Genomic DNA, 24,057 nt, shown 5'->3' on the forward strand with positions numbered 1-24,057 from the left:
ACAATTGCACAGCGCGGGGGCTCCCACGATCACCGGGGGCTGAGATGGCGACAGGCGGTCGCCGACCGCCCGAACCTGTCCGGATAATGCCGGCGTAGGGAGCCCCTCATGGGAACATCTGTATCTGAATCTGCTGTCACCACCGGTCCGATCGAGGGCAGCCACAAGTACTACCGCGAGCTCGATCACCTGCGGATCCCCCATCGGCGCATCGAACTCACCAACGGTGAACACCTCGACGTCTACGACACCTCCGGCCCGTACACCGACTCGAACGCGGTGATCGATGTGGAACGCGGCCTTGCGCCGACCCGGGACTCCTGGCAGCGACCGGCGCCGATCGAGGGCGCATCGACACAGCTGGCATGGGCAAGGGCGGGCATCGTCACCGACGAGATGCGCTTCATCGCCGCTCGTGAGGGCGTCGACGAGGAACTCGTCCGCAGCGAGGTCGCGGCCGGTCGCGCCGTGATCCCGGCCAACCATCGTCACCCGGAGTCCGAGCCGATGATCATCGGCAAGGCGTTCGCCGTGAAGGTGAACGCCAACATCGGCAACTCGGCGGTCACCAGTTCCATCGCGGAGGAGGTCGAGAAGATGGTGTGGGCCTCCCGGTGGGGGGCCGACACCATCATGGACCTGTCCACGGGTAAAGACATCCACATCACCCGCGAGTGGATTCTGCGCAACTCGCCGGTCCCGGTCGGTACCGTGCCGATCTATCAGGCACTCGAGAAGGTCAACGGTGATCCCACCAAGCTGACCTGGGAGATCTACCGCGACACCGTGATCGAGCAGGCCGAACAGGGCGTCGACTACATGACCGTGCACGCCGGGGTCCTGCTACGTTATGTGCCGTTGACGGCGCGGCGGGTCACCGGCATCGTCTCGCGCGGCGGCTCGATCATGGCCGCCTGGTGTCTCGCACACCACGAGGAGTCGTTCCTCTACACCCACTACGACGAGCTCTGCGAGATCTTCCGGCGTTACGACATCACCTTCTCACTGGGTGACGGTCTCCGGCCCGGGTCGATCGCCGACGCGAACGACGAGGCGCAGTTCGCCGAGCTCCGCACCTTGGGCGAACTGACCAAGATCGCGAAATCTCATGGCGTACAGGTGATGATCGAAGGTCCGGGCCACGTTCCCATGCACAAGATCGCGGAGAACGTGCGGCTCGAGGAAGAACTCTGCGAAGAGGCCCCGTTCTACACGCTCGGACCGCTCGCAACCGATATCGCGCCGGCCTATGACCACATCACCTCGGCGATCGGCGCGGCACTCATCGCGCAGGCCGGTACCGCGATGCTCTGCTATGTGACACCCAAGGAGCATCTGGGACTACCGAACCGCGATGACGTGAAGGTCGGCGTGATCACCTACAAGATCGCGGCCCACTCCGCTGATCTCGCCAAGGGACACCCGGGCGCCCAGGAGCGCGACGACGCATTGTCCAAGGCGCGCTTCGAGTTCCGCTGGACCGACCAGTTCAACCTCGCCCTCGACCCGGACACGGCTCGTGAGTACCACGACGAGACGATGCCCGCCGAGCCGGCGAAGACCGCGCACTTCTGTTCGATGTGCGGGCCCAAGTTCTGCTCGATGCGGATCTCGGCAGACGTCCGCACCTATGCCGAGGAGAACGGACTCGTGACCGCCGAGGACATCGACCGCAAGATCGCCGAGGAGATGGCCGCCAAATCGGCCGAGTTCGCCGAGGCGGGGAATCGCGTCTACCTGCCACTCGAGGCAACCGCGGGCGGTCCGGCCGCGGGATGAGTGACGATCTCGGACTACCCACCGCCGCACCGGGTGTCACGCCGGCCCGCGTTCTGACCATCGCCGGGTCGGACTCGGGCGGCGGTGCCGGGATCCAGGCCGACATGCGCACCTTTGCGCTTCTCGGGTTGCACGCCTGTGTGGCGGTGACCGCGGTGACCGTGCAGAACTCCGTGGGTGTCCAGGGATTCCAGGAGATCGAACCGACGACGGTTGCCGCGCAGATGCGCAGCGTCGTCACCGACATCGGGGTCGGGGCGGCGAAGTCGGGCATGCTCGCGTCTGCGCCCATCATCGAGGCGGTGGCAGACGCCTGCATCGAACTGCGGATCGGACGCGACCACGGAGTCCCCCTCGTGGTGGACCCGGTGTGTGCGTCGATGCACGGAGACGCACTGCTGGCCGCCGAGGCCCTGGACACGTTGCGCACCAGACTGATCCCACTGGCGACGGTCGTCACGCCCAACCTCGACGAGGTGCGGCTGATCACCGGCATCGACGTCGTCGACGCGGCGACGCAGCGGGCGGCCGCACATGCCCTCCACGACCTGGGGGCGCACTGGGCCCTGGTGAAGGGCGGCCACCTGCGGTCCTCGGATCACAGTCCCGATCTCTTGTTCGACGGTGACGAGTTCCACGAGTTCGTCCACCCGAGAATCGCGACCACCCACGACCACGGGGCGGGCGACACCCTCGCCGCGGCCACCGCGAGCGCGCTCGCACACGGTTATTCGGTTCCCGACGCCGTGGCGTTCGCGAAGCGCTGGGTCACCCGGGGGCTCGAATCGGCCTACCCGCTGGGCGCAGGCCACGGACCGGTGAACCCGCTCTGGCGCGTCTCCCACTCCTGATTCATCCCCGCCCCGCCCCCGCCCCCGCCCCCCGCCGACAGCAACCGGATTCCCGCCGACAGCAACCGATTTCTCGCCGACAGCAACACGAATCTCACCGAGAGCAACGTTCCCCGCACCGCGGGCGTGCACTCGGTGCACGATCAGGGGCCTCAGTATCGTCGTCGACGTCTCGAGGTGGTGCTGTCGGGCGGAAAGTCGGTTGCTGTCGGCGGGATTCCGGTTGCTGTCGGCGGGATTCCGGTTGCTGTCGGCGGGATTCCGGTTGCTGTCGGCGGGATTCCGGTTGCTGTCGGCGGGAAACCAGTTGCTGTCGGCGGGCGGGCGGGAGGGGGCAGGGCGGAGCGGGGCGACTACTTCTGCCAGCCCACATTTTCGACGGGTCCGATGTAGAACTGGCCCGCACCGTAATTGGCGAGCTTTTCCTTCACCGCGACCATCGCCGGACCGTTGAACAGCGGCAGATCCGAATATTGTGCGAAAGCCTGCCGCTCCACCTTGTTGGCGGCGGCGATCTGTGCCATCGGCTCCGGGATCTGCGCCACCCGGGCGATCTCGGCGTCGAGCTCCGGAGAACCGGCGCCTGCCTTGTTGAGCTGCGACCCCTCGCACCACGTCTGACACAGATAGGCCATCCCGAACGGGTCGCTGGACGAGAAGCCCATCAGGAACAGATCGAACTCCTTGTTGACGACGATCTTCGAGAAGTCCGACGACGGGCGTTGTGCCACCACCACGTCGATCCCTATCTGTTCGAGGATGGCCTGGAAGGCGCGGCCGAGGTTCTGGATCGCAGGTGAGTCGGACAGGATCGGCAGTGACAGCGACAATCGCCTGCCGTCTTTCATCCGGATCCCGTCGTCGTCATCACCGACGCGCCAGCCTGCCTCGTCGAGGAGCCGGCGGGCGCGGTCGGGGTCGTAGTCGATGACGCCCTTGACGTTGTCCTCGTAGCCGGGCTGGAACGAGTACATCTGCAGAGACCCCGGCAGCGGCTCGGTGTAGTTGAGACCGGTGAAACGGATGCGCGCCAGCGTGTTCCGGTCGACTCCACGGAGTACCGCCTCGCGTACCCGCCGGTCCCCCAGGATCGGGGTGTCGAGATTGACGACGAGAAGGGATTGTTGCGGTGTGGCCGCGGTCCGGATCGTCACACCGCCCATCGTGATCACCTGTGCGCGCGAGTCCTTGCTACCCACTCCGATGGCGTCGAGTTCGCCGTTGCGGAAGGCGTTGATGGCGGCCTGGTCCTCCATCTGCCGGAACACCCGCCGCTCCAGCTTGCCCGGGTTGCCCCACCACCGCGGGTTCCGCTTGAAGACCACGACACCGGAGTTGGGATCGTACGAGTCGATCGTGTACGGCCCCGCGCCCCACTCCGGATGCGGATTCTGCAGATATCCGCGGTTGTACAGATCAGCGGTGTTCACCTTCGGGTTCAGCAGGTAGTTGAAGAGTCCGTCGGGCCACGCCCAGACCCCCCTGAACCGGACCACCGCCTGCCGGTCGTCGACGCCCCTGGTGACGGAATCGATCTGGTCGTAACCGTCGGTTGAACTCACGACGTAGTTCGGATCGGCACCGCTGCTCGCCCGCCACGTGTTCACGAACGAGCGGTAGTCGATCGGCGCGCCGTCGTTGTAGTGGGCCTTCGGATTGATGGTGTAGGTGACCACGGTCTTGCCGTCCACCAGTTCTTTTCGGACGTCGGTGAGGTAGTCGCGATTGAACGAGTAGGTTCCGTCGGGCGAGAAATAGGCCAGCGTCGGGTTGTACCACCGCCAGAGCAGAAGTGTGTATGCGGAGCCGTCTGCCTGAAAGGTGTTCCACTGCGGACTCACCTCGGTGATCGCCGTGGTCAGACTCCCACCGTCCCGGAGGTTCTCCCGCGGTTGCGGGTTGAGGTCGGCGCCGGTCGTCGAGATGGCCGTGTCGTCCAGTCGCACACCACAACCGGCGAGTCCCAAGATCGCCAGGAAGATCACGAGCGTCAGCGCGACGATTCGCTTCACGGCGCCTCCTGTGACATCGGCATCCGGTCGGTGAAGTGACAGGCCGCGGGATGGCCCGCGGCCGGTCCTTCGAGTGCGGGCTCGTGGTCCCGGCACCGGGCCCGCTCGGTCTCGGCGAGGGTGAGGTACAGGGGGCACCGTCCCGCGAACGCACATCCGGTGATCTCGTCGGTGGGACTCGGTTGCTCACCGCGCAACACGATTGGAGTGCGGGCGCGTTCGGCGCGCGGATCGGGTACCGGGACCGCCGACAACAACGCTTGGGTGTACGGGTGTCTCGGGGTGTCGAACACCGAGGCGACCGGCCCGGCCTCGACGAACCGTCCCAGATACATCACGGCCACCCTGTCCGCCATGTGCCGGACCACCGAGAGATCATGCGCCACCACGAGATACGCGACATCGCCCTCCGCCTGCAACCGGCGGATGAGGTTGACGATGTCGGCCTGGACGGAGACGTCGAGTGCGGAGAGCGGCTCGTCGAGGATCACCAGCCTGGGATCGGTGGCCAGTGCCCGTGCGATGGCCAGGCGTTGGCGCTGGCCTCCCGAGAACGCCGACGGATAGCGATCGGCATGTGCCGGGTCGAGACCGACCCGGCGGAACAGACCGCCGACCCGATCGGCGGTCTCCTCCTTCGACAATCCCAGCGCGCGCAACGGTTCCCCGACGACGTCGAAAGCCGTGAAGCGTGGATCGAGCGCCTCCGACGGATCCTGGAAGACGATCGACATCTCGCGGCGCAGAACCCGTGACCGTCGCCGGGAGAGCCCGGCCGGGTCGGTGCCGGAGAGCCGGACCACACCGGCGGGCTGTCCGAACTCCATCACCTCGAGCAGGGTGGTCGACTTCCCGCTGCCGGACTCGCCGACGATCGCCATCGTCTCACCGCGGCGGATCTCGAAAGAGACCCCGTCCACCGCTCGCACCGTCCCGACCCGACGCTTCATGAGACCGCTGGTGAGCGGGAACTGCTTGCGCAGACCGGACACCTCCAGCACCACCGGCCGCTCGTCGGCATCCGTCGCGACGGCGCGCGTCTCGACAGCGGCTGTGCCGTAGATCGGACGACCGTCGATGGTCGCGTCCGCGCCGATCTCCCGCACACGCACGCACGCAGCCTCATGTTCCTCGACACCGGATCCGGCAGCTGACACCGGTCTCAACACCGGCTCCTGCCGGACACATTCGTCGATGGCGATCGGGCAACGGGGTGCGAACTGACACGCCGACGGCGGATCGATGAGCACCGGCGGTGTGCCGGGGATCGGCGTGAGCGACTCGGTGATCCGATCGACCCGCGGCACCGCACCGAGCAGACCGATCGTGTACGGCATCCGCGGCGCATCGAACAGCGGTTCCACGGCCGCCCGCTCGACGGCCCGTCCGCCGTACATGACCACCACGTCGTCGGCGGCCCCGGCCACCACTCCGAGATCGTGGGTGATGAGCAACATCGCCGCGCCGGTCTCGGCCTGGGCGGTCCGCAGCAGCGTCAGGATCTGTGCCTGGATGGTGACATCGAGTGCGGTGGTGGGTTCGTCGGCGATGATCACCGCGGGATCGTTCGCGATGGCCATCGCGATCATCACCCGCTGACGCATGCCACCGGAGAGTTCGTGTGGAAAAGCCGTCACCCGCCGCGCGGGGTCCGGTATGCCGACGAGGTCGAGTAGTTCGACGGCCCGCGCCGTGGCGGCCTTGGTACCGATCGCCTGATGGGCCTTGAGCGCCTCGACGATCTGTGCGCCGACGGTGAACACCGGCGTCAGTGACGACAGCGGATCCTGGAAGATCATCGAGATCTCCCGTCCACGTATCGACGACATCGCCTTGTCCGCCAGTCCCAGCAACTCGCGGCCGCCCAGCGCGATCGACCCGCTCACCTCCGCCGAATCCGGGAGCAACCCCAGAATCGCCAACGCGGACACCGATTTACCGGAACCGGACTCGCCGACCACCGCCAGCGTCGACGACGCGGTCACGTCGAACGAGAGCCCGCGAACCGCATCGACCCGACCGGCCTCGGAACCGAAGGACACCCGCAGATCCCGCACGGCCAGCACCGTTTCGGGCCGGTGATCCGATGCGCCGCTCATGCGCGGGCCCCCGATCCGGATGTCGGGTCCAGAGCGTCGCGCAGGCCGTCGGCGATCAGCGCCATCGAGACCGTCAGCAATGTCAGCACCGCCGCGGGGAAGTAGAACAGCCAGGGCGATGCGAACAACGCTCCGGTGCCGGACTGCAGCAGGGCGCCGAGCGTGACGTCGGGGATCTTCACACCGAGGCCGAGGAAGGACAGACCGGTCTCGGCGAGGACGGTCGCCACCACGCCGAGCGCGAAGTTGATCACCAGCAGCGACGCTAGGTTCGGCAGGATGTGCCGGGCGACGATCGTCACCGGTGGCTCACCCAGATACCGTGCGGCCCGCACATAGTCGCGCTCCCGGATCGATTGGGCCATGGAGTGGATGATGCGCGCCAACATCATCCAGCCGGTGAGGGTGAGAACCACGATGAGCCAGCGCCAGTCGCCACCGGTCTTGGTGGAGATCAGCGCCAGGATCAGGAAGGTCGGCACCACCAGCAGCAGATAGATGACGCCGAGGACGACCCGCTGCACCCAGCCCCCGAAGTAGGCGGCAAGCGCACCGAGAAAGCCGGCGATCACGGTGGTGCCCAACGAGACCGACAACGCGATGACGAGGGAGCGCTGCAATCCGTGGACGACCTGCGCGTACAGGTCGTTGCCCGCGTCATTCGTACCGAACCAATGGCCGGACGACGGCGGGAACCCGATCGCGAGGAAATCGGTGTCGGTGTAGGAGTATGCGCTGAACAAGCCGCCGAAGAGCGCGAAACAGACCAGCACCACGAAGATCACCAGACCGGCCAGGGCCGAACGACGACGCGCGAACCGCCGTGCGATGAGTCCGGCCCGGCCCAGGCGGCGCCGTGCGATCGGTGTCTGGAGGCTGTCCTCGAGGGGGCCGACACCGTCGGCAAGCATCCCGCCCGTCTCACCCATGATGGGCGCGGTGGCGGTCGGATCATGCGCGTCGCGACTCCGGAGACGGGGAGAATCGGGGTCACGTGACCGGTCCGGCCGTGACGGTTCCGGAGGCATCATCACCATGTCAGCTCACCCGTACCCGTGGATCGAGGTAGACGACCGCCAGATCGGCGAGGATCGCGCCGACGGCGGTCGCCAGCGCACCGAAGGCGGCGACCGCCACCGCCCCGTAGACGTCGTTGGTGTTGATGGACGTCACGAAATAGCGGCCCATCCCCTCCCACCCGAAGATCGTCTCGGTGATGACCGCGCCGGTGAACACCGCCGGGATCGCGAAGGCCACCCCGACGGCCACCGGGATGATCGCCGTGCGCAAGGCATGTCGACGCACCGCGACACCACGGGTGAGACCCTTGGCGCGCGCGGTCCGGACATAGTCCGCCTCGATCGTGTCGAGCAGCAGCGAGCGTTGCATGAGGTGCAGTCCCGCATACTGCACCATCACCAGCGTGATCGTCGGCAGGATCAGGTGTTTGACGCGATCGGCCAGCACAGGGAAGAACCCGTGCACATCGATGCTCGACGACCCGGCGACGTACACCACCGTGTGACCCACCTGCTGATTGATCGCGATGCCGAGGAGTACCACCGCGAGTCCGGCCACCGCGACCGGGATGTTGATCATCACGATCGAGACCATTTGCCAAGCGCGATCGGCCAATCGGTAATGGCGCAGGGCGGTGTAGACACCGAGCGCGATGCCCAACAGCGTCGCCAGCACGGTGGCTGCGGTGAGCAACTGCACCGACGACCAGATCCTGAATCCCACCTGTGCGTTGACGCTGGTCCCCACCGGCGTCGAACCCCAATCCCAGTGCAGCAGGATGCCGGTCAGCCAGGTCCACCACCGTTCCAGCACCGGAGTCTTGTCGTTGAGGTTGTAGCTCGTCAGCGTGCGGTCGACCACGTCTGGTGGGAGCGGCGGCTTGCGTTCGGCGTAGTTCGATCGCGGATCGAGGAACCAGGTCGCCAGGAAGAACGTGAGGTTGGTGGCCACGAAGACAAGGACCGCCCACGCGGCGATGCGCTTGCACAGATACCCGATCACCTGCGACCTCTGACTCCGGCTGTCCGGCCGGGGGCTGAACCGGCCGCGGTCGGTCCATTGTGTCAGCGAGATCGCCGATTCGGCGGGTTCGACGCGGCACGCGTTCACCGCGACCATAATCGGGCGTATGGCCTGGAACTATCTCATGGACATGGACGGGGTGCTCACCAGCGAGGAACACCTGATCCCCGGTGCCGACGCATTCCTCGCCGAGCTGACGGCGAACGGCACGCCGTTCACCGTGCTGACCAACAACTCCATCCGCACACCGCGTGATCTGAGGGCCCGGCTGCTCCGCATCGGTCTCGACATCCCGGAGCCGGCCATCTGGACGTCGGCGCTGGCCACGGCCCGGTTTCTCGATTCGCAACGTCCGGGCGGATCGGCCTACGTGGTCGGCGAATCCGGTCTCACCACCGCGCTCCACGAGATCGGCTATGTGATCACCGATTCGGACCCCGACTACGTGGTCCTCGGCGAGACACGTACCTATTCGTTCGAGGCCATCACGACCGCGATCCGGCTCGTCGAACGAGGTGCGCGTTTCATCGCGACCAACCCGGACGCCACCGGTCCGTCGACGAGCGGGTCGCTCCCGGCCACCGGCGCGGTCGCCGCACTGATCAGCAGGGCGACCGGACGCGAGCCCTACTACGTAGGCAAGCCCAACCCACTGATGATGCGGTCGGCGCTGCGGCAGATGGGCGCCCATTCCGAGCACACGCTGATGATCGGCGACCGGATGGACACCGATGTCATCGCGGGGATGGAGGCCGGGCTCCAGACTCTGCTGGTGCTCTCCGGGATCTCCACCCCGACGTCGGTGGAACTGTTTCCGTATCGCCCGACCGAGGTGATCAGCTCGGTCGCCGACCTGGTGGGCCGCACCCAGGACCCGTTCCACGGCTGATCGGTTCGACGGTGAAACGTCGACAGCACCCGACTCCACGCGGGAGCGGGTGCTGTCGACGAGTACGTGGGTTCCCTCGGGCATGACGCCGATGAACCCGTCACGAGATCAGGCGAGCGCCTTCGCCTTCAGTGCGTCGAACTCCTGCTGGGTGATGGTCCCGGCGTCGAGGAGGGCCTTGGCATCCGCGATGTGCTCGGCCGGGCTCTTGCCTGCGACCGACTGGATGTAGCTGTCGGTGGCCTGCTTGGCCTGTTGGGCGGCCTCGGCCTGGCGCTCCGACATGCCGCGACCCTTGGCGAGCAGATACACGATCGCGGTGATGTACGGCAGGATGACCAGGAAGATCACCCAGATCGCTTTCAGCCAGCCGGACGACTTCTTGTCGCGGAACAGGTCGGTGATGATGAACCAGAGGACCATCAGGTAGGCCACGAACGCGAAAATGACGATCGTGTACCAGATGAAGTCCCAGAACGAGTCCCACATGGGAAATGCTCCTTGCATGTCAATGTCGGCCCGACGGGGATCGCCGGGCCGACAAAAGCTTCTCACAGCCTGCACTCAGGGGCAGTGCATGACGAAGATTCGCGTCGCCGTGTTCACCGACGGCTGAGCGTCAGGCTGAAGTCGTCCGCGTCGTCGGTCCATGTCGTCACCACGTCGAGGCCGGCGACGGCGAGTTCCTCCGCGAGATCCGTCAGGTCGAATTTCGTACTGATCTCGGTCAGCACCTCGGCCCCCGGGGCAACCGCCATCGTCTGTCCAGCACGGCGAAATACACATCGATGTCGCGGCGTGCACGCAGCCACATCTCGATCCGGTGCCGGGCCGGGTTCCATCGCGCGATGTGATCGAAATCGTCGACGTAGAGGCCTCGACCGTCGAGACCGGCCCGCAGCACCTCGATCATGTTGCGGTTGAAATCGGCCGTGACCCCGGCCTTGTCGTTGTAGGCGGCGACGAGCCTGCCGGTGTCCTTGATGAGGTCGGCGCCGAGGAGGAAGTAGTCGCCCGGGGCGAGGGCGTCCGCGAGGGTGCGGAGAAACGCCGCGCGTTGGGAGACATCGAAATTGCCGACGGTGCCGCCGAGGAAGACGGCGATCCGCGGTCCCTCGGCGGCCGGCAACATGAGATCGGGACTGGTGAAGTCGGCGACCATGGGTTCGACGCCGATGTCCGGATAGTCCAGCGACAGCTCCGCCGACGACGACTCCAGGATCTCGGTACTGACGTCGAGTGGCACGTAGGTGAACGTGCGGCCGGCACCCGCGGCCCGCTCGGCGAACGCGCGCAACAGCAGTCGGGTTTTTGTCGAGGTGCCCGAACCGAATTCGACCATCATGGCGGCGTCGGTGGCCGCTGCGATGTCGGCACTGCGCGCCCGCAGGATCGCGGTCTCGCGCCGAGTCGGGTAGTACTCGGGCACTCGGGTGATCTCGTCGAACAGACGGCTGCCGCGTTCGTCATAGAGCCACTTGGTGGGCAGCGTCGGCGGCTCGGCCCAGAGACCGGCCACCGCGTCGACCGCCAGCGCCTCGTCGATGCCGGCGGTCATCGGGCCAGCCGCAGGCCGGAGAACGCCCACCGGGCATGGGCGGGGAAGAAATTGCGGTAGGTCACCCGCTCGTGGCCCGGCGGCGTCACCGCGCTCGCACCACGCAGGACGTGCTGATCACACATGAACTTGCCGTTGTACTCGCCCACCGCGCCGTTGGCCGGGACGAAGCCCGGATACGGCAGGTAGGCGCTGGCGGTCCATTCCCAGACGTCACCGACCATCGAGGTGCCGGCCCGACCGGGATGGCACCGCGCCGGATCGAGCAACTGGCCACGCGCCTCTCCCCCGCTGGCCGCGGCGACCTCCCATTCGAACTCGGTGGGGAGCCGGGCTCCCGCCCACCGGGCGTAGGCGTCGGCCTCGTAGAAGGAGACGTGCACCACCGGCTCGTCGGGGGCGACACGACGACGGCCCGACAGCGTGAAGGTGGTCCACTCACCGTCGCTGAACTCCCAGTATTCCGGCGCCTGCCAACCGGTTTCGCGAATATGTGCCCAGCCGTCGGACAGCCACAGCTCCGGTCGGCGATACCCGTCGTCGGCCATGAACTCGAGCCATTCGGCGTTGGTCACCGCCCGCTCGGCGATCTCGAAATCCTCCAGGAAGACCCGGTGGCGCGGCCCCTCGTTGTCATAGGCGAACGGAACGTGGACTCCCTGGTCGGCTCCGATCTCGGTGATCCCGCCGCCACACGACCGCCACGTGAGGGTTTCCGACGTGCCTGCGATATCGGCCTCGCGCTCGACATAGACCGGCGCGAAGGCGTGGGTCGAGAACAGGTGCTTGATGTCCATCAGCAACAGCTCCTGGTGCTGCTGCTCGTGATTGCACCCGAGTTCGACCAAGGGCAGCAGGTCGTCGCCGATGGTGCCGCGCTCGAGGGCCTCGACCATCGCGCTGTCGACGTATTCGCGGTAGTGAGCGATGTCGGCGACACCGGGGCGGGTCACCAGTCCCCGCTCCGGACGCGGGTGCCGCGCACCGACCGCCTCGTAGTAGCTGTTGAACAGGTAGCGGTACGTGTCGTCGTACACCACGTACGAGGGGTCGTTGCGGAGGATGAACTCCTCGAAGAACCACGTGACGTGTGCCCGATGCCATTTGGCCGGGCTGGCGTCGGTCATCGACTGCGGCGTCTGGTCTTCGGCGGAGAGGTTCGCGGTCAACGTGTCGGTCAGGGCGCGGACCTCGAGGAATCGGTGCGGACTCGGATCGTCCGCCACCTTCGAGGAAACGACGGACGCCGGCGCGGGCCGGTTGGTGATGCTCACTGGTACCTCCCGTTTTCTGTGTGACCTGGCACGTGGTCGGGACGGACGGGCAACCTTCGAGCCTCCATCGTTCCCACGGTCGGTACCGCTGTCAACGAATCGCCTCGGGGCCACGAGCCATCGCATCACATCCCACCGACAATCCGCACAGCCCGAGACGCGCCGGCGAACTCAGGTCAACCAAGGGTTGACGCCCGCTCGGCGTCAACCTAGTGTTGACGCATGCCTGAGCCCGTCATGATGAAGAACGTCCGTCTCGACGACCTGATCGCGGCCATCCGGACCGTGCACGACAATCCACTCGACCAACTCGCGAATGCGGTGGTCACCGCCGAACATCTCGGCGAGGTGGCCGATCACCTGATCGGCCATTTCGTCGACCAGGCCCGACGCGCGGGCGCGTCGTGGACCGAGATCGGGTCGAGCATGGGCGTCAGCAAGCAGGCCGCACAGAAACGATTCGTACCGCGCACCCCGGGCGCACCGCTGTCCGAGGAGCCGAACCCCTTCGGGCGCTTCACCCCTCGAGCACGCAACGTGATCGCCGAGGCCAACAACCTCGCCATCGGCGAGTACAGCGAGTCCGTCACCCCCGAACATCTCGCCCGCGGCCTCGCGGTGGCGCCGGAGTCGGTGGCCGACCTGACCCTGCGCGCCCAGGGCGTGGACCTGACGGCGCTGGCCGAGGCATGCACGCCGGGACCCCGGGCGACCGGTGGCGCCGACGGTGGCGCCGACGACGGGAGCGACGACAAGAAATCACTTGTGCCCTTCGATGATCGATCCAAGGCGGTCCTCGAGAGGACGGTCGGCATCGCGATGGAGATGGGGCACAACTACGTCGGCACCGAGCATCTCCTGCTGGCCCTGTTCACGGACCCGCCCGTGGCGGCCACCCTCGACTCGCTCGGTGTGGAGATCGACGCGGCGCGAACGTTCATCCGCGAAACCCTCGCCCAGTTCACGAAATAGGCGTCGACGTCAGTCGCGGTCTCCGTCGTCCTCCTCGGAGTCCTCGACGGTGTCCACGTCGATGTAGTGCACGGCGGCCTCTTCGGCCGAGGCGCCCGCCCCGTCGATGCCGGCGTCGGTGGCGACGGACTCCTGCTCGTCGTCGACGCCGGTGCCCTCGTCGGGCGCGATCAACCGTCCGGCCCGGCCCCCGCCCGCCTGATCACTCTCGTCGTAGGCGTCGTCGCGGTCGGATGCGTGTGAACGCCAGTCTTTTTCGATGTCGTCGAGCGGATCCACCGCACCGACGTCGGGCTCCTCCTCGGACAGTCGCTCGTCGAGCGTCTCGCCGTCACGCTGTTCCTGAGCGGTCAGCCCTCGCCGTGCGCCGCTCGGGCGATGATCCGGCGGCGAGTAACCCTCGTCGAGGACGTCGTCGACCCCCCGGTCGTCGAGGGTGTCCTCGGGCTGGAGCTGATCGTCGTCGTCGAGGCTGTATTCGCCGTCGGAACCTTCCGGGGTGCTGCCGATGTCACTCACGACCTTCACGATGCCAGTCCCGGCGGACGGGATCCACCGGGACGACCAATCGTCGCCGGGTCGGTACCACGACCCGTCGGGGCGGCGTCGAGCGTCCGAAGCATTCTCGCCACTGACACGCCGCGGCAACGCGGAAAGACCGTGGTCCGCGGCCGGAGTTCCGTATCCTCCGTGCCATGACCACACCGCCCGATCCACGCAATCCCGGCAATCCCGAGCCCGAAGACGGCGTCGGGTACCCGGGCAGACCCCGGAACCCGCCGCGGGCAACCCGCCTCCTCCCTCGTACCCGCCGCCCTCGTACCCGCCGCCCGGATCGAACCCGCCACCTCCCGCGGGTGGCAACTATCCGCCGCCCGGTTCGTACCCGCCGCCGGGATCTCCCCCGCCCAGCGCACCCCCGCCCGGAGCGGGATATCCGCCGCCCGGTGGTGACTATCCGCCTCCCGGAGGCAGCTATCCGCCTCCGCCTCCGCCCCCGCCCGGTGGACAGCCGGGCGGATATGGCCCGCCCCAGGGTGGTTACGGACCCCCGCCCGGTGGCTACGGACCGCCCCCGGGTGGTGCGTATGGCACGGTGCCCGGAGCCGCGGGTTACGGCGCATCGCCCGCGTCCCAGTTCTCGGTCGGCGATGCGATCAGCTACGGCTGGAATCGCTTCAAGGAGAACGCGCTCCCGTGGATCCTGACGATCCTGATCGCGCTGGTCGTCTCGGGCGTGATCGGCTGGATCGGCAACGTGTCGTCCGACTACGGCCGGGTCCTCTGGATCAATCTGCTGTTCGGCATCATCAGTGCGATCGTCGGCTATGTGTTCCAGGGCGCGTTCGTCCGCGGAGCGCTCGATGAGGTCGACGGCAACAAGCCGGCGATCGGGAACTTCTTCCGCCTCAATTTCGGGCCGGTCATCATCACCGCTCTGCTCGTGGCGATCGGTACCTACATCGGCCTGATCCTGTTGATCATCCCGGGCATCATCTTCGCGTTCCTCGCCTACTGGTCGCTGACCTTCGTGGTGGATCGCGACCTGGACCCTATCGCGGGTATCAAGGCGAGCTTCTCGGTGATCAGCAAGAACGCCGGCCCGCTGTTCCTGCTTGCCCTGGCCAGCATCGGCCTGAACATCGTCGGCGCCATCCTCTGCCTCGTCGGGCTGCTGGTCTCGATCCCGGTGACCATCATCGCGAGCACCTACGCCTACCGGTTCTTCACCGGCGGGCAGATCGCGCCCGCCGGCGTTGCCGGTTCGCAGGCACCGCCGCCCTACCCGCCGAATCAGCAGTACTGATCTCGGCGTCCGCACGCCGACACCGACCCGGCCGTCGCCCTTCTCGGGCGGCGGCCGGGTCGTCGTCGGGAGATCAGATCTTTCGACGAAATCACCCGCTGCCGGCCGATATCCGGGACAATCGGGGAATGATCGAGGAGATGCAGGACGAGGCCGAGGCCCTGCTCTCGGCGGGCGAATACACCCATGCCCTGGCCGAATTCTCGGTCCTGCGCGAGATCCGGTCCCGACGCGAGGGCCCGTACTCCATCAAGTACCTGTCGAATCTGCACGACTGTGTCCGGTGCATGTCACAGCTGCACCTCTGGGAGGACTCCACACCGTTGTGCCGAGAGCTGCACGGGAAGTACGTGCGGACCCACGGCCCGGCGCAGACCGACACCGTCGACGTGGCCAAGCACTGGGCCTGGGCACTGGTCAACCTGCACGACTACCCGCCCGCGGTCCGCCTCTACCTGACCACCGCCGACGCCGTCTGGGACGCCGACCCGGATCAGGCCCGCCGGCTACTCGCGGCGGCCGTCGCTCACCGCACCGAGGCGGACCCGCTGTCGATGATCAGCGCCGACCACACGCTCACCGACAGCGCACTCATCGACAGCGCGCGACTGAACCACAGCCACGACGTCCTGGTGATGATCAACCGGCTCGTCGACGAGTTGCCGGCGAACGTCGAGTCGGCGCGCGCATCGGTGACGTTCGACGGTCTCGCCATCGCCTGAGAATCCGCGACGGCGAGACCGACTGCGGCTCAGAGCGCCGGATCCTCGATCTTCTTCGGCAGGGTGAACAACGTGACCACACTGACCACGATGAGCATGATCGCCGCCACCCACAGGAAGGTGGCCAGCGCGAGGCCGGGGATCGCCATCATCACGATGCCGGCGATGATCGCGACGACGCCCGAGAGCACCAGCAGCCACCGCGGTGTGTGCACCGAGCCGGCGACGGCGTGGGCCAGATCCGCGACGCCCTGGAAGATCCACCCGATGCCGATGAAGATCGCCAGGAACACCAGCGACTCCTCGGGATTGAACAACGCGATGATGCCCGCCGCCAGGATCAGCACGCCGACCAGACCGAGAACGAACCGCCAGCCGCCTGAGAGCAGGTTGGCCGCGAACGCGGTGTAGATGCGGAACAATCCGGCCACGATCAACGAGATCCCGAAGAGCACACCGATCACGAGCAGGGTCGCGCCCGGCCAGATGAGCGCGATGATTCCCAAGACGATTCCGACGATCGACGTCGCGATCATCATCGAGCGAACGGCATTCACCAATTCGTTCGGAATCTGCTTTGCGTAATCTGCAATTGTCATGGAGGCAGATTAGTACGTCTCGGAGGGTGCGACACCACAATCACCCGCCGAACAGAAGGGAAACACAGTGTCGCTGGTCGCATTCTTCTCTCCCGAATCCGGGGCGGTCGATTCCGATGGAGAAGAATCTCGCGGATTCGTCCCCACCCGCTATGCGGCCAGCCTCTGGGCGCCGTCGACGTTGAACGGACCTGCGGTGTGTGCGCTCGCCGCCCGCGCCGCCGAGGACGAATTCGCGACGACCGGATTTCGCACGGCGCGTTTCACCATCGAACTGTTCAAGGTGGCCAGGGACACCGTCACCGTCACCCGGGGGCGCCTGATCCGGGACGGCGGCAGGATCAAGGTCGCCGAGGTCGACATCGTCCAGGTGGTCGACGGCAAAGAGGTCATCGTCGCGCGGAGTACCACCGTGTTCGTGCGGGAGAGCACCGATCCGCCGGGAGAACGCTGGAGCCGTCCCGCCGACGCGACCCGGTTCCGGCCGCCCGAGACCGATCTGGACGACCACATCCCGTGGTACGGCACCACTTCAGAGCACGGCGGCGAGATCGTGTGGAGCCGGGACATGGGCGCCCACCAGGACGCCCGGCGTAAATGGCTGTGGACCCGAGCGGTCTCCACCGTCGTCGGAGAGGACCCCACACCGTTCGAACGCGCGGTGATCAGCGGCGAGTCGACCAGCCTGATCTGCAACTGGGGCACCGCGGGTATCGCGTTCATCAACTGCGATCTCACCGTCGCGCTCTCCCGGCTGCCGGTCGGGACACGGATCGGGGTGGAGGCGGCCACCCACCTGGAAACCGACGGGATATCGACGAGTACCGCCAATCTCTACGACGTCGACGGCCAGTTCGGGGTCGGGATGGTGACAGGCGTGGAGAATACCGCCGCGACCATTGATTTCACCTCGGTGAAGCCCGGCGAAAGGTACGCCGAGGGCTGACGTTCCTTATGTCGCACTCCGATCACTATCAGGTCTTGATAGGGTCTCGCTCATGATGCGGCGTCTAGGACGATGGAGAACGGTTTTCGCGGTTTCCACCCTCGCGACGACTCTGACTGTGAGCGTGGCGACCACACCATCCGCGGAGGCATTCCCCGTCGCGGCGGGCAACGGCAAGGTGGTCGCACGTCTGACCGGGCCCGGATCGATCAACGACACGGTCGGCCGGTACAACATCGTCGGCACCGATCTCGGCGTGATGTGGGACAACGGCCGCGGTGAGATCATGACCGCCTTCGGCGACACGCAATCGTTCAACGGTTGGTCGCTGCTCTACGGTCAGCTCTGGTACTGGCGGTCCAACGTGCTGCTGCGCAGCACCGACCGGAACCTCTCCGACGGCATGACGTTCACGGGCCACGCGGGACGCCCGGGCCACGCCAAACGCCTGCTGAAGCCGGACCTGCGTCGCGAGGTCACCATCATCCCGACCGCGGGCATCGCGGCGAACGGCAAGCAGTACATGAATGTCATGTCGGTGAAGCACTGGGGACCTCCCGGGATCTGGTTCACCAACTGGTCAGGGCTCGCGGCCTCGTCCGACAACGGCCAGAACTGGAAAGCGGTCAACGCATTCCGGCCCAACGGCGGAGGCAACCACAAGTTCCAGATGGCGGCCTACCTCAAGGTGGGCGACACGGTCTACACCTACGGAACCCCCGACGGACGCTGGGGCTCGGTCTACCTGGCACGTGTGAACGAGAAGGACATCGAGCACCTCGGCAAGTACGAGTACTTCTCGTGGGGCAAATGGGTGAAGAACAACCCCGGTTCGGCTACGCCGGTGATGAGTGCGCCGACCGGCGAGCTGTCGGTCGCCTGGAACGACTACCTCGGCAAGTACATCTCGCTGGGCACCAAGGACAACGGGGTGGTGCTGAGGACCGCCGACAATCCGTGGGGTCCGTGGACCTCCGGTGAGGTCGTGGTGCCGGCCAACGACCCGTACTCCGGGTACGCGCCCTTCATCCATCCGTGGTCGAAGGGCAGCTCGCTCTACTTCACGTACTCGATCTACACCGGATATCAGGTCTATCTGATGCGGCTTCCGCTGAACAAGCCCTGACACCGGGCGGGCGAACCGCCACGGTCTGGTGCCCCGCACTGTGGCAGGGGCACCAGACCGGCCGGCTCACTGCCCGAGCAGCTGCTTCATCTCGTCGATCTCCGCTTGCTGAGCGGCTTTGATCTGCTGGGCGAGATCGCGCGACGGACCGTCGATCCCACGAGCGAGCTCGTCATCGGCCATCTCGACCGCACCCTCGTGATGGCGGATCATCCCGTCGAGCCACAACCGGTCGAAGTCCGTTCCGCGCGCGGCGGCGAGCGCAGCCATCTCGTCGTCGGTCATCATGCCCGACATCGAGTGCCCGCCGTGGCCGCCGTGCCCACCCGACTCCGCCGGCTCGGCGGGCACGCCCCACGAACCCAGACGGGCGGTCATCTGATCGATCTCGGGCTGCTGAGCCCCCGCGATCCGCTCGGCGAGGGAACGCACGGCAGGCGTCGTGGTGCGTTCGTCGACGAGCTCGGCCATCGCGACCGCCTGCTGATGATGCGGGATCATCATCTGGTTGAACGCGACGTCTGCATCGTTGTGCGACATCGCCTCCGACCCGGCGGCGGCCGATCCGGCGACCGGCGCACTCGATACGGACGCCGAGGTCATCGACGTCGGGGTCATCGACATCGGGGTCATCGACGTCGGGGCCGGGTCGTCGGCGTCGGTGGAACACGCCCCGAGAAGGGCCGTGGCGATCAGGATCGAGCATGCGGTTGTCTGTCGTTTCATCGAAAAATCCTCTGCAAGAGTGTGAATCCGACCTGCGCGACGTCCGGCGGACGCGCGCAAGCGGCATGGATCGGCCTCCGGACCGATGGTCCGGCGAATGCCGATCAGCAGCGGATCACCTGCAATTGCAGATGTGTCAGCACCGCCCAGGGAGGTGGCCGGCCCGCGCGGAGCCGCAGTCGCCCGCGGACCGAACGCAACAGCGGCGGGATGGGGAAACCCCACGCCAGCACCAGGACGGCCAGGACGATGACGTCCGGATCACCGGCGCGGACGAAGACGCACGCGTGCTGGTGCAACCCACAGTCGGTCCCGCTCATCGACGTGTCGTCGAGGATCTCGTGCTGCGCCGACTGCACGACCGTCGAGGGCTGCGGATGGCCGGCGGCCGAAGACGAATGCTCACCGCCGGTCGCGCAGTGGGCGACCACCGTGTGCATGAGAACGATCGCCATCGCGATGGTCAGCAGCAGACCGGCCCCTGATGCGCTGCGAGGCAGCTGACGGAGACGGGCGATCGACACGACGACGAGCCTACCGGGGCGCCGCCGGATCGGGTTCGGTCCCGACCTCCACCTCGTCGTGGTCGTCGGGCCGGGCCTGGTCCGCGTCACGTCGCTGCTTCCGGGGCATCAGCCAGTACTTGTCGACCACATTCGCGACGACGATCACGAACGCCGCGAGTCCCCAGCCCAACAGGATGTCGAAGACATAGTGCTCGGCGGTGTAGACCAGCGTGAAGGCCATCGCCAGCGCGTAGCCCATGAAGAGTGTCTTGCCCAGCGCCTTCACCCGCGGCCACATGAACAGCGCCAGCAGCATCGTGAGACCAGCGTGCAGCGACGGGATCGCGGCGACCAGGTTGGCCTTGCCCTGCCCCACCTCCACGAGCGTCGAGGCCGCGTGGATGTTCAGGACGTTCCAGCCGCGTGCGGAGATGCGCTCCACATACGGCGCGGCACCGGGCTGGGTCGGCGTGACGTCCCGAGAATGCCGCCACCCGGGGCTTGTCCCTCGTTCGCCATACACATCGGCTCACGCGGATGATCGATCACCTGCTCGGCGGTACACCGGGCGGCCGCCCACGGCGGTGCGGCGGGAACCAGCGTGTAGCCGACCAGGGCGAGGAACGTCGTCGCCACGAAACACGCCGCATAACGCCGCCACGCCGAGCGGTCACGCAGCCAGAGGACGGCCGCCGCAGCATAGGGAACGATGAAATACGACATGTAGACGACGCTGGTGATGACTTCCCACCACGGCGGCGACGCGCCCTTCAGGTGTTCCTGGAGCCAGACCGTGGGGTTGACACCGAACATCGCGTGGTCGATGTCGGGAGCCAGATGCCACTGCGTCGGCATGTCGACGATCCGTGCGACGTCACGGGTCCAGTCGTAGAGCACGAGGATCAACGCGAACGGCAGCCAGTCGATGATCACGCTGATCGCCTTGCGCCGGCCGATGGTGGCGGCCAGCATGCCCAGACAGAGCAGGACGATCAGTTGCGTGCGGTCGAACGCCAGACCGTTGAGGGCGATCTCGACGACCATGAACACGACCCAGGCGGCGATCGCGACCCGCCGCACCATCGTGAGATCCCGACGACTGCTGGGTTCGGGGTCCATCTCGGCGGCGGCGGCCACGTCGTCGATCACCGGTTCGACGCCGGCCCGGTCCGATTCGGTCACGCCGGCCCGCTCGTCCACCGATGCCGACTTCGTGTTCTCGCCACGGCGAACCGGCGATCCCGCATCATCGTCCGAGTTCGGGACGTCGACCGCGTCGTCAATGCTCACCCGAGATTCCTGCCCACCCACACCCCCGTCCGGGGCACCCAGCGTATTCACTTGCTGTCAGCCTAGTGACCATCGGGCGTTTGGCGATCGGCAAACCGCCGTGCATCCGTCGTTGCCGCCGGTTTCGCCTAGGATCGTGATCGGTATCACATGCGCATCGACCTGGGAGGAGCGCCGTGCCCGACCGTTACCTGCGATACGGCGATCAGCGCTACATCATCACCAAAGAAGCCGAGGCACGCCTCGACCGCACCCTGGACTCCGTGTACGCCGAGGGCAGCCGCGGCCACGAATGGCTCAGCCTCTATCCCGGCACGGCGGCACCGTGCCGGCTCCTCATCGCGACCGGCGTCCCGATCACCATCGAGACGGTGCCGGCCGTCGGAGACTGACCGGCCGCCGGCCTCTATCGTTGACGCATGCGCATCGGAGCACATCTGCGTGAGGACACCGACCCGCTGTCCACCGCGAACGAACTCGGCATCGACGTCTTCCAGATGTTCGTCACCGATCCGCAGGGGTGGAAGAAGCCGGTCCCCCGTGCGGACGCCGAGGCCATCCGCGATTCGGCCGTCGACGTCGTCGTGCATTCGAGCTACCAGATCAACGTCGCGAGTCTGAACAACCGGTTGCGGATGCCCTCTCGCAAGGCCGTCGAGCAACAGGCGACGGCAGCGGCCGAACTCGGCGCCTTCGGTCTCGTCGTCCACGGTGGCCATCTCCGCGACGGCGAGGATGCGAAAGAAGGATTCGCGAACTGGCGCAAGCTCTTCGACCGCCAGGTCGACAAGGGTGGATTCGGCGTGCCGATACTGATCGAGAACACCGCCGGCGGCGATCACGCAATGGCCCGCACGTTGGAGGCGATCGACCGTCTGTGGGAGTCGGTCGGCGATTTCGACCAGGCCGGCTTCTGCCTCGACACCTGCCACGCGTGGGCGGGCGGCGAGGACCTCGTCGGACTCGTGGAACGGGTCAAGGCCATCACCGGACGTATCGACCTGGTGCACCTCAACAACTCCCGCGACGAGTTCGACTCCGGCCGGGACCGGCACGCGAATCTCGGCGATGGACACATCGACCCCGCGATCCTCGCCGAGGTCGCCGCGGCCGCGGGCGCGCCGGTGATCCTGGAGACGCCCGCCGACGGCATCCCCGACGACCTGAAGTACCTACGCGACGCGCTCTGACCGCAGCAGCTCGACGGCCACGGTCTTCGCCTGGCCGAACGCGTCCTCGACGACCTCCATCCCGGCGGTGACGAGCGCCCCCTCGTGCAGCAACATCAGGCGCGCGGCCACCACATCGCGGGCTCTGACCTCTGCCGTCTCGGCGATCCGGGTGAAGAGATCGAGCATCCACTGCTTCTGCCCGACGATGACGGCGTAGGCTGGATGCGCGGGATCACTGATCTCCGCGTGGGCATTGATCATGCTGCAGCCCTTGGCACCTCGTTCGGCGGCCCAGTCCCGGCTCGCGTCGAAGACGGCGGACACCTGCGCGATCGCGCCGGCGTCGGCCGCGGCCAGCCGACCGGCCAGGAGCTCTCGCCACAACGCGTCGCGGGCCCGCAGATACTCCACCACGAGTCGCTCCTTGGACCCGAATCTGTCGTAGAGCGTCCGTTTGGTGACCCCGGCTCGCTCGGCGATCGCGTCCACGCCGACGGCGTGGATGCCCTGGTCGTAGAAGAGATCCGACGCCGCGTCCAGGATTGCCCGCGCCTTCGGCGTCCATTCGATCGTGGTGGTCACCTGACAGACACTACACCGATCGGTAAGGTCGGCCGTATGCGAACTTCACCGATCGGTATACCAACCAGACCAGCGCCCTCGGCATGGCTGAGTGCCGGCCTGTCGATCCTCTTCGTCGCCTCCTGGTCGTCGGGGTTCATCGGGGCCAAGCTCGGAGCGTCGGACGCACCGGCGACCACGCTGCTGATGTGGCGGTTCATACCCGTCGCGCTCGCCCTGTCGGCCGTCGCGGCCCTTCTGGCACGCCGCTCTCCCGCCCCACGCCGAACTCGTCGCGGCGCGATGACGCAGATCGGCGTGGGGGCACTGTCGCAGTGCGGGTACACCCTGACCGTCTACTGGGCGATCGGACTCGGAGTCAGCACCGGGACCACGGCGCTGATCGACGGCGTGCAACCGCTGGTGGTGGCCGTGCTCGCCGGGCCGCTCCTCGGAGCCGCGGCGAGTGGCAGGCAGTGGTTCGGACTCACCGTGGGCGCGATCGGCGTGGTGATCGTGACGTGGACGGACGCCACCGCGTCGACCACGGCTGCGCCCTGGTGGGCCTACCTGATCCCCCTCGCCGGGATGGCGAGCCTGGTGGCGGCGACATTCCTCGACCGACGCGGGCCGAACACCCTGTCCCGAACCGAGTCACTCGCGATCCACTGCACCACGTCGGCGGTCATCTTCACGGCGATATGCCTGGTCGACGGCACCGCGATGCCACCGGCGGCACCGGGATTCTGGGTCGCGATCGGATGGCTCATCGGCCTGTCCACCCTCGGCGGATACGGGCTGTACTGGATCCTCGTGGACCGGCTCGGCGTGACCTCGGTCAACGCGTTGATGTTCCTCATGCCCCCGGTCACCACGCTCTGGGGTGCCGCGATGTTCGGCGAACCGCTCACGGCGACGACCATCGTCGGCCTCACGGTCGCCCTGGGCGCCACGATCACCGTCGTACGGGTCGGCAAGCGGCGCGAACAATGTCCGGATCGTCCGAGTCGCGCGAGCGAAAACCCTGCGTACAGCGGTCAGCACCGGCCACACCCCGATCGAGTTGGTTCGCGCGCCGAATCGGAGGTATCCTGAGGTTACCGGCGAGTAACTTATGCGATCGCC

Annotated in this window: 22 protein-coding genes, 2 pseudogenes and 1 riboswitch; of the genes and pseudogenes, 11 read left to right on the plus strand and 13 right to left on the minus strand. The window is 66.9% G+C overall.

Annotated features, from left to right (window positions below; translation table 11 throughout):
- Positions 1–3: 3 nt before the first annotated feature.
- A riboswitch (TPP riboswitch) is annotated at positions 4–118 on the plus strand.
- Both thiC and thiD read left to right on the plus strand, forming a co-directional pair.
- Positions 109–1,779, plus strand: coding sequence for a phosphomethylpyrimidine synthase ThiC (thiC, locus tag GTV32_RS12780; RefSeq protein WP_161060640.1), 1,671 nt, complete (start codon positions 109–111; stop codon positions 1,777–1,779). It overlaps the preceding riboswitch by 10 nt.
- Positions 1,776–2,630 (plus strand): bifunctional hydroxymethylpyrimidine kinase/phosphomethylpyrimidine kinase, encoded by an 855-nt coding sequence (thiD, locus tag GTV32_RS12785; protein WP_161060641.1) that lies wholly within the window; start codon positions 1,776–1,778, stop codon positions 2,628–2,630. The genes thiC and thiD overlap by 4 nt, the downstream gene beginning before the upstream one ends.
- 353 nt (positions 2,631–2,983) lie before the next feature.
- Here thiD and GTV32_RS12790 read toward each other — a convergent pair whose 3' ends face one another.
- The 4 genes from GTV32_RS12790 to GTV32_RS12805 form a co-directional block, all read right to left on the minus strand.
- Positions 2,984–4,642, minus strand: a complete 1,659-nt coding sequence (locus GTV32_RS12790) for an ABC transporter family substrate-binding protein (RefSeq protein ID WP_161060642.1) — start codon at positions 4,640–4,642, stop codon at positions 2,984–2,986.
- Positions 4,639–6,741 (minus strand): ABC transporter ATP-binding protein, encoded by a 2,103-nt coding sequence (locus GTV32_RS12795; protein ID WP_161060643.1) that lies wholly within the window; start codon positions 6,739–6,741, stop codon positions 4,639–4,641. The genes GTV32_RS12790 and GTV32_RS12795 overlap by 4 nt, the downstream gene beginning before the upstream one ends.
- Positions 6,738–7,670, minus strand: a complete 933-nt coding sequence (locus GTV32_RS12800) for an ABC transporter permease (protein WP_237421535.1) — start codon at positions 7,668–7,670, stop codon at positions 6,738–6,740. Before GTV32_RS12800 ends, GTV32_RS12795 begins: the two co-directional genes overlap by 4 nt.
- Positions 7,671–7,779: 109 nt before the next feature.
- The gene (locus GTV32_RS12805; protein WP_161062501.1) at positions 7,780–8,763 is read right to left on the minus strand and encodes an ABC transporter permease; all 984 of its coding nucleotides are present in this window, start codon (positions 8,761–8,763) and stop codon (positions 7,780–7,782) included.
- A gap of 127 nt (positions 8,764–8,890) precedes the next feature.
- On the opposite strand from GTV32_RS12805, the gene GTV32_RS12810 reads away from it, so the two are divergent.
- Entirely contained in the window at positions 8,891–9,673 is a 783-nt protein-coding gene (locus GTV32_RS12810; protein ID WP_161060645.1) for an HAD-IIA family hydrolase, read from the plus strand.
- 108 nt (positions 9,674–9,781) lie between these two features.
- Here GTV32_RS12810 and GTV32_RS12815 read toward each other — a convergent pair whose 3' ends face one another.
- The 3 genes and pseudogenes from GTV32_RS12815 to egtB all read right to left on the minus strand — a co-directional run bounded on the left by GTV32_RS12815 (position 9,782) and on the right by egtB (position 12,457).
- Positions 9,782–10,162 (minus strand): SHOCT domain-containing protein, encoded by a 381-nt coding sequence (locus GTV32_RS12815; RefSeq protein WP_161060646.1) that lies wholly within the window; start codon positions 10,160–10,162, stop codon positions 9,782–9,784.
- Positions 10,163–10,275: 113 nt separating this feature from the next.
- Positions 10,276–11,231, minus strand: a pseudogene (egtD, locus tag GTV32_RS12820) (L-histidine N(alpha)-methyltransferase).
- Complete coding sequence (egtB, locus tag GTV32_RS12825) at positions 11,228–12,457, minus strand: ergothioneine biosynthesis protein EgtB (RefSeq protein ID WP_343287448.1); 1,230 nt, start codon at positions 12,455–12,457, stop codon at positions 11,228–11,230. The pseudogene egtD and the gene egtB overlap by 4 nt, the downstream one beginning before the upstream one ends.
- A gap of 270 nt (positions 12,458–12,727) precedes the next feature.
- On the opposite strand from egtB, the gene GTV32_RS12830 reads away from it, so the two are divergent.
- Positions 12,728–13,477, plus strand: coding sequence for a Clp protease N-terminal domain-containing protein (locus tag GTV32_RS12830; protein ID WP_237421536.1), 750 nt, complete (start codon positions 12,728–12,730; stop codon positions 13,475–13,477).
- A gap of 9 nt (positions 13,478–13,486) precedes the next feature.
- Here the strand turns inward: GTV32_RS12830 and GTV32_RS12835 are convergent, their stop codons facing one another.
- Positions 13,487–14,005: a DUF5709 domain-containing protein gene (locus GTV32_RS12835; protein ID WP_161060648.1), complete on the minus strand. Its 519-nt coding sequence runs from the start codon at positions 14,003–14,005 to the stop codon at positions 13,487–13,489.
- 568 nt (positions 14,006–14,573) lie between these two features.
- Here GTV32_RS12835 and GTV32_RS12840 point away from each other — a divergent pair.
- Positions 14,574–15,284, plus strand: a complete 711-nt coding sequence (locus GTV32_RS12840) for a hypothetical protein (protein ID WP_161060649.1) — start codon at positions 14,574–14,576, stop codon at positions 15,282–15,284.
- 128 nt (positions 15,285–15,412) lie between these two features.
- Positions 15,413–16,006 (plus strand): hypothetical protein, encoded by a 594-nt coding sequence (locus GTV32_RS12845; protein WP_161060650.1) that lies wholly within the window; start codon positions 15,413–15,415, stop codon positions 16,004–16,006.
- Between the two features lie 29 nt (positions 16,007–16,035).
- Here the strand turns inward: GTV32_RS12845 and GTV32_RS12850 are convergent, their stop codons facing one another.
- Positions 16,036–16,605, minus strand: coding sequence for a DUF308 domain-containing protein (locus tag GTV32_RS12850; RefSeq protein ID WP_161060651.1), 570 nt, complete (start codon positions 16,603–16,605; stop codon positions 16,036–16,038).
- Positions 16,606–16,672: 67 nt separating this feature from the next.
- Here GTV32_RS12850 and GTV32_RS12855 point away from each other — a divergent pair, with 67 nt between their 5' ends.
- Positions 16,673–17,551, plus strand: coding sequence for an acyl-CoA thioesterase domain-containing protein (locus tag GTV32_RS12855; protein WP_161060652.1), 879 nt, complete (start codon positions 16,673–16,675; stop codon positions 17,549–17,551).
- A 52-nt stretch (positions 17,552–17,603) separates the two neighbouring features.
- The gene (locus GTV32_RS12860; RefSeq protein WP_161060653.1) at positions 17,604–18,677 is read left to right on the plus strand and encodes a DUF4185 domain-containing protein; all 1,074 of its coding nucleotides are present in this window, start codon (positions 17,604–17,606) and stop codon (positions 18,675–18,677) included.
- Between the two features lie 66 nt (positions 18,678–18,743).
- On the opposite strand, the gene GTV32_RS12865 is transcribed toward GTV32_RS12860, so the two are convergent.
- The 3 genes and pseudogenes from GTV32_RS12865 to GTV32_RS12875 all read right to left on the minus strand — a co-directional run bounded on the left by GTV32_RS12865 (position 18,744) and on the right by GTV32_RS12875 (position 21,028).
- A complete protein-coding gene (locus tag GTV32_RS12865) occupies positions 18,744–19,403 on the minus strand; it encodes a DUF305 domain-containing protein (RefSeq protein ID WP_161060654.1) in 660 nt (219 codons plus the stop codon).
- Positions 19,404–19,507: 104 nt separating this feature from the next.
- On the minus strand, positions 19,508–19,927 hold the full coding sequence (locus GTV32_RS12870; RefSeq protein ID WP_161060655.1) for a hypothetical protein: 420 nt from the start codon (positions 19,925–19,927) through the stop codon (positions 19,508–19,510).
- Positions 19,928–19,937: 10 nt separating this feature from the next.
- Positions 19,938–21,028: pseudogene (locus GTV32_RS12875) on the minus strand (phosphatase PAP2 family protein).
- A 347-nt stretch (positions 21,029–21,375) separates the two neighbouring features.
- On the opposite strand from GTV32_RS12875, the gene GTV32_RS12880 reads away from it, so the two are divergent.
- Positions 21,376–21,591 carry a hypothetical protein gene (locus GTV32_RS12880; protein ID WP_161060656.1) on the plus strand — a complete coding sequence of 72 codons (216 nt, stop codon included), beginning with the start codon at positions 21,376–21,378 and terminating at the stop codon, positions 21,589–21,591.
- 27 nt (positions 21,592–21,618) lie between these two features.
- The gene (locus tag GTV32_RS12885) at positions 21,619–22,389 is read left to right on the plus strand and encodes a deoxyribonuclease IV (protein WP_161060657.1); all 771 of its coding nucleotides are present in this window, start codon (positions 21,619–21,621) and stop codon (positions 22,387–22,389) included.
- Here the strand turns inward: GTV32_RS12885 and GTV32_RS12890 are convergent.
- Positions 22,372–22,953 (minus strand): helix-turn-helix domain-containing protein, encoded by a 582-nt coding sequence (locus GTV32_RS12890; RefSeq protein WP_343287312.1) that lies wholly within the window; start codon positions 22,951–22,953, stop codon positions 22,372–22,374. The two genes, GTV32_RS12885 and GTV32_RS12890, sit on opposite strands and share 18 nt — an antisense overlap.
- Positions 22,954–22,989: 36 nt before the next feature.
- Between GTV32_RS12890 and GTV32_RS12895 the strand changes: the two genes are divergently transcribed.
- Positions 22,990–24,027, plus strand: a complete 1,038-nt coding sequence (locus tag GTV32_RS12895) for a DMT family transporter (RefSeq protein ID WP_161060658.1) — start codon at positions 22,990–22,992, stop codon at positions 24,025–24,027.
- Positions 24,028–24,057: the final 30 nt, after the last annotated feature.

Source organism: Gordonia sp. SID5947 (assembly GCF_009862785.1).
In the GTDB taxonomy this organism is placed as follows: domain Bacteria; phylum Actinomycetota; class Actinomycetes; order Mycobacteriales; family Mycobacteriaceae; genus Gordonia.